Here is a 13,439-nt window from a genome sequence, read left to right as displayed (position 1 = left end):
CAGTCTAGGGGTGCTGGCGAATCGTTTCTCAACCGGAGTTCGACCGAACGCGCACCCCGGGGCCACCGGGACGCACGGTACTGACGGACCATCAGAGCCCTACCCGCGCAGAGTGGCCAGTACCCCGTCCAACTCGTCGGGCTTGACCAGCACGTCCCGGGCCTTGGACCCCTCGCTGGGCCCCACGATGCCGCGGGACTCCATCAGGTCCATCAGCCGCCCCGCCTTGGCGAACCCGACCCGCAACTTGCGCTGCAGCATCGACGTCGAGCCGAACTGGGTGGAGACCACCAGCTCGGCGGCCTGGATCAGCAGCTCCAGGTCGTCCCCGATCTCCTCGTCGACCTCCTTCTTCGGTCCGCCGCCCACCGTCACGTCGTCCCGGTAGACGGCGGTCAGCTGGTCCTTGCAGTGCTTCACCACGGCGGCGATCTCGGCCTCGGTGACGAACGCGCCCTGCATCCGGACCGGCTTGGAGGCGCCCATCGGCAGGAAGAGCGCATCGCCCTTGCCGACCAGCTTCTCGGCGCCCGGCTGGTCCAGGATGACCCGGGAGTCGGCCATCGCCGAGGTGGCGAACGCCAGCCGGGACGGCACATTGGCCTTGATCAGCCCGGTCACCACGTCCACCGACGGCCGCTGGGTGGCGAGCACCAGGTGGATGCCGGCCGCGCGGGCCAACTGGGTGATCCGGACCACCGAGTCCTCGACGTCGCGCGGGGCGACCATCATCAGGTCGGCCAGCTCGTCGACGATCACCAGCAGGTACGGATAGGGCGTCAGCTCCCGCTCACTGCCGAGCGGCGGGGTCACCGTGCCGGCCCGCACCGCCGCGTTGAAGTCGTCCACGTGCCGGAAGCCGTAGGCCGCCAGGTCGTCGTAGCGCAGGTCCATCTCGCGGACCACCCACTGCAGCGCCTCGGCAGCCTTCTTCGGGTTGGTGATGATCGGCGTGATCAGGTGCGGGATGCCCTCGTAGGCGGTCAGCTCGACCCGCTTGGGGTCGACCAGGACCATCCGCACCTCGTCGGGGGTGGCCCGCATCAGCACCGAGGTGATCAGGCAGTTGATGCAGCTCGACTTGCCCGCACCGGTGGCGCCGGCCACCAGGATGTGCGGCATCTTGGCCAGGTTGGCGAGCACCGTGTGGCCCTCGACGTCCTTGCCCATGCCGACCACCATCGGATGGGTGTCCTCCGCGGCGCTGCGCGAGCGCAGTATGTCGCCGAGGTTGACCATCTCCCGGTCCCGGTTGGGGATCTCGATGCCCACCGCGGACTTGCCCGGGATCGGGCTGATGATCCGCACGTCCGGGCTGGCCACCGCGTAGGCGATGTTCTTGGCCAGCGCGGTGATCCGCTCGACCTTCACGGCCGGCCCGAGCTCCACCTCGTAGCGGGTGACCGTCGGGCCGCGGGTGAAGCCGGTGACCCTGGCGTCGACCTTGAACTCGGCGAAGGTGGCGGTCAGCTGGGCGACCACCTCGTCGTTGAGGGCGCTGCGGGCCTTGGCCGGCCCCCCGCGCTCCAGCAGCTCCAGCGAGGGCAGCGCGTAGTCGCTGCCGGAGAGCAGTTGCAGCTGCTCCATCCGCTGCGGGGCGGCCGCCTGCTCGGCAGGCGCGGCCGACGCGCCACCCGTCGGAGCCGCGGCACGGGCCGCCGGCACCGCGGGCTCCTCCGGGGGCGCGGTCCGGTCCTGCACCTGGTGCATGATGCTGGCCACCGCCGGCGAGGCGGGCACTCCGTGCAGCAGGGCGCCGTCCAGATCGGCGGCCACTCCGGCGGCCAGGTCGCGGGTCTGGAACGGGTCCTTGACGAACATGTCGGGCACCGCCGGGGCGAGCTCGGGCTCGTCCACCTGCTTGCGCCGGCCGCGCTTGCGGCGCCGGGCCGCCACCTCGTCGTCGGGATGGTCGCCGTCCACGGTGTACGGCAGGGCCAGCGGGTCCGCGTCCTCCGGCGGCTCGGTGGAGAGCTCCCGGTCACCGGTGGCGTACTCACGGCCGTACTCGTCGTAGTCGCCGTAGCCGTCGGCGGGCAGCGGCTCGGCGACGCCCAGGCGCACGAAGAGCAACCGCAGCCGCTCCGGGATCTTGTTGACCGGGGTGGCGGTGACCACCAGCACACCGAAGAAGGTGAGCAGCAGCAGCAGCGGCACGGCCAGCGGCGGCCCGGCGGCGGCCATCAGCGGAGTGGAGACGCCCCAACCGAGGATGCCGCCGGACTCCCGCAGCCGGGCCGCGCCGTTCTGCATGCCGGGCGCTCCGCAGCCGATGTGCACCAGGCCGAGCACCCCGACCACCAGGGTGCTCAGGCCGATGACGATCCGCCCATTGGCCTCCGGCAGCTCCGGATGGCGCAGCAGCCGGATCGCGATTCCCGCCATCAGCAGCGGGACCAGCACACCGAGCCGGCCGAACAGCCCGCTGACCACCACGGTGGCGGCCGCGCCGAGCCAGCCCTGCGGGCTGAACCAGGTGCCGGCTCCGACCACCAGGGCGAGCGCCAGCAGCAGCAGCGCCCGGCCGTCCTTTCGGTGCGCCGGATGCAGGTTCCTGGCGCCGGTGCCGAAGCCGCGGAAGACCGTGCCGACCCCGCCGGCCACCCCGCCCATGGCGCGGACCACCGGATGGCGGCGGCGCGGCGCCGGGGCCGGGGCGGGTTTGGCGGCGGCGGCGGCCTTGCCGGCCTTCGCGGGGGCCTTGACGGGCTTGGCGCCGGGTTTCGCGGCGGGCTTGCGAGCGGCCGGTTTCCGCGCGGGGGCGGCCTTCTTCGCCGGACCCGAACTGGAGCTGCGTGCGTTGCCGGGCGTCCGTGTGGCCATGTACCAGAGCCTACCGGCGGCCTCCCGCGCGGGACACATGACCGACCGTCATGCCCCGGGGTGTGTCGCCTCGGCCCGCCGACACTCCGTCAGGCACTCCCAATCACCCACACGGTCGACCCGGCGACGGAGGGTTGACGGCACGTCGGGCGGCAGCCAGGGCTCAGTCGACGACGGTGCCGGGCCGCAGCGCGTCCAGGGCGGCCCGCAGCGCGACCAACTTGCGCTCCAGGTGGGCGGCGGTGGCGGCGGCCGCGGTCTCCGGGGAGTCGTCCAACTGCTTGGTCAGCGTCTCGGCCTGCTCCTCCACCGACGCCAGCCGGGCACTGAGCTCGGCGAGCAGCGGCTCGGCGGAGTCGCCGCCGGGGGCACCGCCGTCCGCGGCCCCGTCCTCCAACTGCAGGCGCAGCAGCGCCGCCTGCTCCTTGAGCTGGCAGTTCTTCATGTAGAGGTCGACGAAGACCGACACCTTGGCGCGCAGCACCCACGGGTCGAACGGCTTGGAGATGTAGTCCACCGCACCGGCCGCATAGCCGCGGAAGGTGTGGTGTGGACCGTGGTTGATCGCAGTCAGGAAGATGATCGGAATGTCCCGGGTGCGCTCACGGCGCTTGATATGGGCGGCCGTCTCGAAGCCGTCCATACCGGGCATCTGGACGTCCAGCAGGATCACCGCGAAGTCGTCGGTGAGCAGCGCCTTCAGCGCCTCTTCGCCCGAGACGGCCCGGACCAGCGTCTGGTCCAGGGCCGACAGGATCGCCTCCAGGGCGAGCAGGTTCTCCGCCCGGTCATCGACCAGGAGGATCTTCGCCTTCTGCACCACGACCCGCCCTCCTGCCGAATGGCCCGCCTGTTTCCCGCGCGCCGGCACTCGCGTGCCGCTCGCCACTGTCCCGGCCATGCTAGCCGCACCCCCTTGCCCAGCCGTATCGGATGCTCGTCACAGGCCGCAGAAGGCACCTGCCGACCCGGGAAACGCCGCTGCCGCCCCGCGCACCGTCGTCGTCCGGTTACTGTTCGCAACGATGAGTGACCCTAGCGGGTTCCCGGTCCGCCTCGCCAGTAAACGCCGGTGCCAGAGCGCTAACCGCGCGCCCCCAACCAGTGCCGCATCACGCCGAGCAGGTGATCGGTGTCCACCGGCTTGGTCACGTGATCCGTGGCGCCCGCCTCGATGCTCTTCTCCTTGTCGCCCTTCATCGCCTTGGCGGTCAACGCGATGATCGGCAACCCGGCGAACTGCGGCATCCGGCGGATCGCCTCGGTGGTCGCGTAGCCGTCCATCTCCGGCATCATGATGTCCATCAGCACCAGCGAGATGTTCTCGTGCTGCTCCAGCACCTCGATCCCCTCGCGGCCGTTCTCCGCGTACAGCACGGTGAGCCCGTACTGCTCCAGGACGCTGGTCAGCGCGAAGACGTTGCGCACGTCGTCGTCGACGATCAGCACCTCCTCGCCGTCGAACCGGCCTTCGAACCCCGGACCGGAGCCCGTCCGGGGCGCCGGCAGGTCCTCGACCCGGTTCGCGGTGGCCGAGTCGGACTGCCGCGGCCTGTCGGCCTGCTCGGCCGGCTGCGGCGGCGCGACCGACCCCGGCTGCTCGGCGGCCGCCCGGCGGCGCTCGGCCGCACCCCGCCGCCGCTCCATCGCCAACTCCCGGACCTCCTGGGCCCACTGCTCCGCGGGGTTCTTCTCGTCGAACACCGCCTCCCCGACCGGCGCCGGCTCCCCGGTCGGGCTGACACCGGCCGGGGCCCGCAACTGGCCGCCCGCCGGCAGCCCGCGCTCCGCCGCGGTCTCCGGCACGTCCTGCAACAGCGGCAGGTAGAGGGTGAAGGTGCTGCCCCGGCCGAACTCGCTCTGTGCGTGGATCTCGCCACCGAGCAACCGGGCGAGCTCCCGGCTGATCGACAGCCCCAGGCCGGTGCCGCCGTACTTGCGGCTGGTGGTGCCGTCGGCCTGCTTGAACGCCTCGAAGATCTCCCGCAGCTTGTCGTCGGGGATGCCGATCCCGGTGTCGGTCACCGAGAAGGCCACCAGCGGGGCGTCCGGGTCGTCGATCCGGCCCGACTCCAGCAACTGCTCCCGGATGTGCTGCGGCACCACCGGACCGGCCGGGCCGATCTCCAGGCGCACCGTGCCGGCCTCGGTGAACTTCACCGCGTTGGACAGCAGGTTGCGCAGCACCTGCTGGAGCCGCTGCTCGTCGGTGTGCAGGGTGGCGGGCAGGTCGGGCGAGACGTTGACGGTGAACTCCAGGCCCTTCTCCGCGGTGAGCGGGCGGAACGCCGCTTCCACGTAGTCGGTCAGCTGCACCAGCGCGATCCGGGCCGGGCGCACGTCCATCTTCCCGGCCTCCACCTTGGACAGGTCGAGGATGTCGTTGATCAGCTGCAGCAGGTCGGATCCGGCGCCGTGGATGGTGTCGGCGAACTCGACCTGCTTGGACGAGAGGTTGCCCTCGTTGTTGTCGGACAGCAACTTGGCCAGGATCAGCAGCGAGTTGAGCGGGGTGCGCAGCTCGTGCGACATGTTGGCGAGGAACTCGCTCTTGTAGCGGTTGGCCTGGGCGAGCTGCTCGGCGCGCTCCTCCAGCACCCGGCGCGCCTCCTCGATCGCGCTGTTCTTGATCTCGATGTCGCGGTTCTGCTGGGCCAGTTGCTCGGCCTTCTCCTGCAGCTCCTCGTTGGTCCGCTCCAGCTCCTCCTGGCGGGCCTCCAACTCGGCGGAGCGCATCGACAGTTCGGCGGTCAGCCGCTGGGACTCCAGCAGCAGGCCCTCGGTCTTGGTGTTGACGCTGATGGTGTTGACGGTGACCCCGATCAGGTCGGCGACCTGGGTGAGGAAGTCCATCACCACACTGGTGAACGAGCTGAAGGTGGCCAGTTCGATCACGCCGAGCAGCCGGCCCTCGAAGAGCACCGGCAGCACCACCACGTGGGCGGGCTGGGACTCGCCGAGCGCCGAGGAGATCCGCAGGTACCCGGGGGGCGCCTCGGTCAGGCTGATCGGGCGCTTCTCGATCGCGGCCTGGCCGACCAGCGACTCGCCGGGCCGGAAGGTGGTCGGCATCGAGCGGCGCTGGTAGCCGTAGGAACCGATCAGCCGCAGCACGGTGTCGGCCTCGTCGTCGTCCTCGGTGACCATCTCCGAGGAGCGGCCGGCTGGTTGGGCGAGGAAGAACGCGCCGTGCTGGGCGGAGACCGCCGGGGTCAGCTCGCTCATGATCAACGAGGCCACCGCCTCCAGGTCCCGCCGGCCCTGCAACAGGCCGGAGAACCGGGCGATGTTGGTCTTGTGCCAGTCCTGCTCCTGGTTGGTCCGGGTGGTCTCGCGCAGGTTGGCGATCATCTGGTTGATGTTGTCCTTGAGCTCGTCGATCTCGCCGGAGGCGTCGACGTCGATGCGCAGGGACAGGTCGCCGCGGGTCACGGCGGTCGCCACCTGGGCGATCGCGCGCACCTGCCTGGTCAGGTTGTTGGCCAGTTCGTTCACCGACTCGGTGAGGTCCTGCCAGGTGCCGTCCACCCCGGGCACCCGGGCGATGCCGCCGAGCCGTCCGTCGGTGCCCACCTCGCGGGCCACCCGGGTCACCTCGTCGGCGAACGAGCTCAGCTGGTCGACCATGGTGTTGATGCTGGTCTTGAGCTCCAGGATCTCGCCCCGGGCGTCGACGTCGATCTTCTGCGACAGGTCGCCCCGGGCCACCGCGGTGATCACCAGGGCGATGTTGCGGACCTGCCCGGTGAGGTTGTTGGCCATCTGGTTGACGTTGTCGGTGAGGTCCTTCCAGATGCCGGCCACGCCCGGGACGTCCGCCTGTCCGCCCAGGATGCCGTCGGTACCGACCTCGCGGGCCACCCTGGTGACCTGGACGGCGAAGGCGCTCAGCTGGTCGACCATCGTGTTCAGGGTGCCGGCCAGGGCGGCGACCTCGCCCTGGGCCTCGATGGTGATCTTCTTGGACAGGTCGCCGCGGGCCACCGCGGTGGCCACCTCGGCGATGTTGCGGACCTGGCTGGTCAGGTTGGACGCCATGAAGTTGACGTTGTCGGTCAGGTCCTTCCAGATGCCCGAGACCCCGCGGACCCGGGCCTGGCCGCCGAGGATGCCCTCGGTGCCGACCTCCCGGGCCACCCGGGTCACCTCGTCGGCGAAGGCGCTCAACTGGTCGACCATGGTGTTGACGGTGGTGACCAGCTCCAGGATCTCGCCGCGCGCGTCGACGGTGATCTTCTTGGAGACGTCGCCCTTGGCCACCGCCGTGGTGACCTCGGCGATGTTGCGCACCTGACTGGTCAGGTTGGACGCCATGAAGTTGACGCTGTTGGTCAGGTCCTTCCAGGTGCCGGAGACGCCGGGCACGGTGGCCTGACCGCCCAGGATGCCCTCGGTGCCGACGTCCCGCGCCACCCGGGTCACCTCGTCGGCGAACGAACCGAGCTGGTCGACCATGGTGTTGATGGTGTTCTTCAGCTCCAGGATCTCGCCCCGGGCGTCCACCTGGATCTTCTGCGACAGATCACCCCGCGCCACCGCCGTGGTCACCTGGGCGATGTTGCGCACCTGGTCCGTCAGGTTGTTGGCCATGAAGTTCACCGAATCGGTGAGATCACGCCACACACCCGCGACACCCGGCACCTGCGCCTGACCGCCCAACCGGCCCTCGGTGCCGACGTCCCGGGCCACCCGGGTCACCTGCGCCGCGAAGGCCGAGAGCTGGTCGACCATGGTGTTGATGGTGTTCTTCAGCTCCAGGATCTCGCCCCGGGCGTCCACCTGGATCTTCTGCGACAGATCACCCCGCGCCACCGCCGTGGTCACCTGGGCGATGTTGCGCACCTGGTCCGTCAGGTTGTTGGCCATGAAGTTCACCGAATCGGTGAGATCACGCCACACACCCGCGACACCCGGCACCTGCGCCTGACCACCGAGGCGGCCCTCGGTACCCACCTCGCGGGCCACCCTGGTCACCTGCGCCGCGAAGGAGTTCAGCTGGTCCACCATCGTGTTGACGGTGTTCTTCAGCTCCAGCATCTCGCCGGCCACGTCGACCGTGACCTTGCGGGACAGGTCGCCCTTGGCCACCGCGGTGGTCACCTCGGCGATGTTGCGCACCTGGGCGGTCAGCCGGCCCGCCATGGTGTTGACCGAGTCGGCCAGGTCCTTCCAGCTGCCGGACATCGAGCGCACCCGGGCCTGGCCGCCCAGCTTGCCCTCGGTGCCGACCTCGATCGCCACCCGGGTCACCTCGTCGGTGAACTCCGAGAGCTGGTCGACCAGGCTGTTCACGGTCCGGCCGACCTTGAGGAACTCACCGCGCAGCGGCTGGCTGCCGCCGTCCGGCAGGGTCGAGCGCAGCTCCATCCGCTGGTCCAGGTCGCCCTCGGCGATCGACGACAGCACCCGGCCCACCTCGGCCATCGGACGGGCCAGGTCGTCGATCAGCGCATTGCAGTTGTCCACCGCCGAGGCCCACGCGCCCTCACCGGCCCCGCTCTCCAGCCGGGCGGTCAGCCGGCCCTCGCGGCCCACCGCGCGCCGCACCCTGGACAGCTCGCCGGTGAGGTGCTGGTTGCGCTCGGCGACCTCGTTGAAGACCGCCGCGATCTCCGCCACCAGGCCGTCGCCGGGCACGGTGAGCCGGCGCCGGAAGTTTCCGTCGCGCATCGCGGTCAGCGCCCCGAGCAGCTTGCGCAGCTCGGCGGGCTCCGCTCCGCGGCTGTGCGCCGCGCGCCGACCCGCTCCACCGCGCGGTGCGGTGGTCGACCGGGCACCACGGGCACCCGGTGCGCTCTTCTGCCCGGTGGCGTTCTGCCCGACAGCGTCCTTGGTGGCCGAACTCAACGGGACCCTCCCACGTCGCAACTGGCTGGTGTCCGCCGCCCGGGGTCCGGCTGCGGACTCGGGCGGATCCCCCAGTCTGACAGTACCGACCGACGTTGTTGACCCGCTTGCGAGTCCTCCCATCATTGTGAGAGGCGTGTGGTGGGCAGAATCACCCTCGAGTGCCCGTTTCGGTCACCCTTGCCCACGGGGAAGCCGTCCGGAAAGTAGGGTGGAGCGCTGCACGTCCCCCGGCCGGTCCACCGGGACAGCGCCACCCAGCCATGGGGGCCCTCCCGGCCGAAGGCCGGGGGGAGGCACCAGGCGCCGAGCAGCTACCCGACGCAGAGGAGAAGCAGCCCGTGGTCACCGCGCGCGCAGCCGCCACCTTCGAGCCGGACGGCCGGTCGGCTTCGGCCGCGCGCGGATTCGTCCGGGACGCACTGCTGGGCTGGGGGCTGCCCGAGGTGGTCGACGACGCGATCGTGCTGGTCAGTGAGCTGGTCACGAACGCGGTGGTGCACGCGGGTACCGCCGCCGAGGTCAGCTGCCTGCGCGAGGAGGACTCCGTCCAGATCGGGGTCACCGACCACCACCCGGAACGCGGTCTGCCGACCCTGGCCGCCGGGTCGGCCGACGAGCCGGACTCGGAGCACTCGGAGCACTTCGCGGACGCCGAGGGTGAGGGCGGGCGCGGACTGCTCATGTGTTCGGCGCTGTCCAGCCGCTGGGGCGTGGAGTACGCCGCCGGGCAGAAGACCGTCTGGTTCCGGCTCCCGCTGCAACGCGCGCTCCCCGGCACGCGGTTCGCGCTCCCCCAGGCTCCCGGCGAGGTGCTGCCGAGCACCGACGGTCCGGTGCTGGTGGCCGTCGCCCAGCTGGACTCCGAGGGCGTGGTCCGCAGTTGGAACACCGACGCCGAAGAACTGTTCCGCCGCCCGGCCGTCGAGGCCGTCGGGCGGCCCTGGGCGGAGCTGGTGGTCTGGCCGCAGAGCCCCGCCGGACCGCTGGAGGCGGCGCTGCGACTGGCCCGCTGGGAGGGCGTGTTCGGGGTCCGCCGCGCCGACCAGCGCACCATCGAGGTCTACGGCTGCCAGGTCCGGGTGCTGGATCCCACCGGAGCGCCGGCCACCCTGTGCCTGATGGTCCGCGAGCGGGACCGCGCCGTGCTGCGCAGCCCCGACCAGCGGGCCCCGGCAGGGCCCGCGCTCGTCGGCCTCGAACCGCTGGACCTGCTGCCCGAGGGCGTCTGGGCCGACGACCTGTCAGGCCTGCTGCAGCAGACCGTGGAGCGGGCCCGCGACCTGCTCGACGGCGACGCCTCCTATCTGCTGCTGACCACCGAGGACGAGACCGAGTTCGAGGTCCGGGCCGCCACCGGACTGGCGGCCGAACGCACCAAGAACGTCCGGCTCCCGATCGACTCCGGCCAGTCCCGTTACGACTCCGCCCGGCTGCCCGCCGTCCACGACGACCTGGCGCTGCGGCCGCACAGCGCCCCGCTGCTGATCGGCAGCGGGCTGCGCTCGCTGATCACCGTGCCGCTCAAGGTGGAGGGCCGGCTGATCGGCTCGCTCGGGGTGGCTGCCAGGCAGGCGGCCCAGTACGACAACGACCATGCGCTGCGCCTGCAGTTCGCCGCCGACCGGATCGCGCTCACCGTCGAGAACGCCCGGCTCGCCGAACGGGAGCGGCTGCGCCGCGGCGCCCTGTCCTTCCTGGTCGAGGCCTCCGACCTGCTGGCCGGCACCCTGGAGCACCAGCAGACGCTGGCCCTGATGGCCCAGATGGCGGTGCCCACGCTGGCCTCCTGGTGCGCCGTCTACACGCTGGCCGAACGCAGTGAGTACGCCGAACTCGCCTTCGTGCTGCACGAGGAGGAGGACCGGATCGACCCGCTGCGGGCGCTGCTGCGCCGCACCCCGGCGGCGGCCCGGATCACCGCCGACGGCACCGCGTTCTGGAGCGGCCCGGCCGAGGCGATGACCGCGGCCGAGCCCGCCGGGCTGGTCGGCGAGACGGTGGTGCTGCCGCTCTCCGCCCGCAACCGGGCGATCGGGCTGCTGGTCCTGGGCACCCGGGCCGGGGTGTCGTTCCGTCAGGAGACCGTGGAGCTGGCCGAGGACCTCTCCCGGCGCGGAGCGTTGGCGATGGACAACTCCCGCCTCTACTCCGAGCGCAGCGCCACCAGCCAGGCACTGCAGCGCAGCCTGCTGCCGCCGGAGCTGCCGAAGATCCCGGGCGTCGAGGTGGAGGTCTTCTACCAGGCCGCCGGCGAGGGCAACGAGGTCGGCGGCGACTTCTACGACCTGTTCGCGATCCGCGAGGGCACCTACGGCTTCGCGATCGGCGACGTCTGCGGCACCGGGCCGCAGGCCGCGTCGGTGACCGGGTTGGCCCGCAACTCGCTGCGGCTGCTGGCCCGCGAGGGCCTGGACGCGCCGCAGGTGCTCGCCCGGCTCAACCGGGCGATCCTCGACGAGGGCGACCGGGGTCGCTTCCTCACCCTGCTCTACGGTGAGTTGACGCCGCTCCCGGACGGCCGCGCCGAGCTCGACCTGGTCTGCGCCGGCCATCCGCTGCCGCTGCGGCTGCGCCCCGACGGCCAGGTGGCCGCGGCGGCCACCTCGCAGCCGCTGCTCGGGGTGATGGAGCAGCTGGAGCTGACGGTCGAGCGGGTGGTGCTGGAGCCCGGGGAGGTGCTGCTCTGCGTGACCGACGGGGTGACCGAGCGGCGCGAGGGCATGCGGATGCTCGGCGAGGACGGGCTGGCCGAGGTGCTCACCGGCTGTACCGGGCTCACGGCGGGAGCGGTGGCGGCCCGGGTGCAGCGGGCGGTGGAGCGGTTCGCTCCGGAGCCGCCGTGCGACGACATGGCGATCATCGCCCTGCGGTTGCCGGCCCAGCGGCAGGGTTGAGTCCGCAGCTGGGACCCTGTCCGGTGAGCCGGTGGGCCGATCACGAGCAAGACTCGATCAGCTGACGAACCGACAAAATCTGGCATTCACAAGGGTACAAGCACCGTCACCCTGGGTAGAGACCTGCTGACCGGGGATTTCCTCCCCGGCACCAGTGGTCCCGGCAGCCGTGCTGCCCGGACACCGCGACGGTCGGCGCTCCGCCGACGCCGTCGGCAAACCTCCCACTCCCCGCACACCCACCACCCTCCGAGGCACCGCCATGCCCGAGGGGGTGCGTATACGAGCGATATCGGCACACCCAGGAAAGGAGGCCTCCGGTGAGCACTGACGCTTCCGGGGCCAACGCCCGATCCGCTTCCCTCGAGGCGGGTCCTCTCGGCTACCTCGCACTCGGACTGACCCTCCTCGCCTTCGGCCTGCTGCAGACCGGGGTCCTGCACCGCACCGGCGTCGCCGACGCCGCCGGGCTCGCCCATGTGGTCGGCGGGATCACACTGTTCGTCGCCGGCCTGTGGCAGTTCCGCTCCGGCGACACCTTCTCCGGCACCGCCTTCGCCGGGCTCGGCGCGTTCTGGGCAGCCTGGTCGATAAGCCCGGGAATGCACGGCAAGAACGCGGCGGGCCTCTTCCTGCTGCTCTGGGCGCTACTGGCGATCACGCTCGCCGCGGCCGGCTGGCAGTCCGGGATGTTCAGCCGCGGGGTCTACGGCCTGCTGGCCGTCGCGTTGGTGCTGAACGCGGTCGGCACCCTCGGCAGCACCGGCTGGGTGGTCAAGCTGGCCGGCTGGATCGCCGCGGCCGCGGGGTTGGTCAGCTGGTACTGGGCCACCGCCGTACTGACCAACAGCGGCTGGGGCCGGGCGGCCCTGCCGGTCAAGTGAGGTAACGCCTCCCCGGGTCCGGCGGGCGGTGCCGATCGTCGGCAGCGCCCGCCGGACCCTCTGCGCTGTCAGCGCGCCACCCGCTGGGTCTCCGGCGCGCCCTGCCAGGCGCGCGCCGGGGAGCGCCGCCGCCTGCGGCCGGCGGCGTACTGCGCCGCGTAGGCCAGTAGCAGCAGCCAGAGGGCGACGATGCCGTCAGCCCAGAAGTGGTTGGCCGTCACCACCACGACGGCGATGGTCAGCAGCGGATGCACCAGGACCAGCCAGCGCCAGGCGGACTCGGACACCGCGATCACCGCGACCGCCACCAGCACGCACCACGCCACGTGCACCGAGGGCATCGCCGACAGCTCGTCCGCGTGGACCCCGCCGAGGCCCGCGGTGTAGACGGACTGGCCGTACTGCGCGGCGACGTCGACGAACCCCTGGTCGGTCAGCATCCGGGGCGGCGCCACCGGGACGAACTGGATCAGCAGGCAGCTCGCGGTGACCAGCACGACCGTGTTCCGAACCCACGGGTAGCGGTCACGGTGCCGGAGGAAGAGCCAGAGCAGCATCGCGATCATCACGCCGAAGTGCATGACCGCGTAGTAGTAGTTGGCCAGCCGCAGCAGCACCGAGTGCGACATCATCGCCTGTTGCCAGGACGCCTCGTCGGGCAGGCCGAGTTTCAGCTCGGTGCGATGGATCCACTCGGCGCGGTCCAGCGCGTGGTCCGTCGACATCAGCGAGAACCGGCCGACCAGTTGCCAGAGCGCGAACAGGGCCAGCAGGGTGCCGGCCTCGCGGAGGACGGCGACCAGCGTCGTCCTCGCCGGTCGCGCCCGGTGCACGGCGTAGGCGGCTCCGAGGAGCACGGCCCCGGCGGTACCGGCGCTCTGCCACGACAAGGTCAGGTTCTGCAACGCCGTGCGCCTCTCCACCGAGCTGTAGTGCCGGCTGAGAGGGTAGCGTGCTGCGCCGGAACGCGAAGAAGCCCCGACGGGTC

At 71.5% G+C, this 13,439-nt stretch carries 6 protein-coding genes; 2 read left to right on the top strand and 4 right to left on the bottom strand.

Going from position 1 to position 13,439, the window contains the following annotated elements; all coding sequences use genetic code 11:
• Nucleotides 1-99 precede the first annotated feature (99 nt).
• From LN042_RS19155 to LN042_RS19145, 3 genes are all read right to left on the bottom strand, one after another.
• On the bottom strand, nt 100-2,823 hold the full coding sequence (locus LN042_RS19155) for a DNA translocase FtsK (protein ID WP_230052489.1): 2,724 nt from the start codon (nt 2,821-2,823) through the stop codon (nt 100-102).
• Nucleotides 2,824-2,986: 163 nt separating this feature from the next.
• Nucleotides 2,987-3,646, bottom strand: a complete 660-nt coding sequence (locus LN042_RS19150; protein WP_230052488.1) for a response regulator — start codon at nt 3,644-3,646, stop codon at nt 2,987-2,989.
• A gap of 260 nt (nt 3,647-3,906) precedes the next feature.
• Nucleotides 3,907-8,493 (bottom strand): HAMP domain-containing protein, encoded by a 4,587-nt coding sequence (locus tag LN042_RS19145; RefSeq protein WP_230052571.1) that lies wholly within the window; start codon nt 8,491-8,493, stop codon nt 3,907-3,909.
• Between the two features lie 440 nt (nt 8,494-8,933).
• On the opposite strand from LN042_RS19145, the gene LN042_RS19140 reads away from it, so the two are divergent.
• Entirely contained in the window at nt 8,934-11,567 is a 2,634-nt protein-coding gene (locus LN042_RS19140; protein ID WP_249801236.1) for a SpoIIE family protein phosphatase, read from the top strand.
• Nucleotides 11,568-11,887: 320 nt separating this feature from the next.
• On the top strand, nt 11,888-12,451 hold the full coding sequence (locus LN042_RS19135; RefSeq protein ID WP_230052486.1) for an acetate uptake transporter: 564 nt from the start codon (nt 11,888-11,890) through the stop codon (nt 12,449-12,451).
• 68 nt (nt 12,452-12,519) lie between these two features.
• Here the strand turns inward: LN042_RS19135 and LN042_RS19130 are convergent.
• Nucleotides 12,520-13,439: phosphatase PAP2 family protein (locus LN042_RS19130; protein WP_230052485.1), on the bottom strand; the 920-nt coding region annotated here is incomplete at its 5' end.

The sequence above is a fragment of the Kitasatospora humi genome (assembly GCF_020907985.1).
Lineage (GTDB): Bacteria > Actinomycetota > Actinomycetes > Streptomycetales > Streptomycetaceae > Kitasatospora > Kitasatospora humi.
Note: the sequence above shows the minus strand (reverse complement) of the source record. Positions and strands in the feature narration are given on the sequence as shown.

What these genes read in the sequence shown, in the direction of transcription:
- LN042_RS19155 (WP_230052489.1), bottom strand. Translation starts at nt 2,823, where the DNA reads ATGGCCACACGGACGCCCGGCAACGCACGCAGCTCCAGTTCGGGTCCG.
- LN042_RS19140 (WP_249801236.1), top strand. Translation starts at nt 8,934, where the DNA reads ATGGGGGCCCTCCCGGCCGAAGGCCGGGGGGAGGCACCAGGCGCCGAG.
- LN042_RS19145 (WP_230052571.1), bottom strand. Translation starts at nt 8,493, where the DNA reads ATGCGCGACGGAAACTTCCGGCGCCGGCTCACCGTGCCCGGCGACGGC.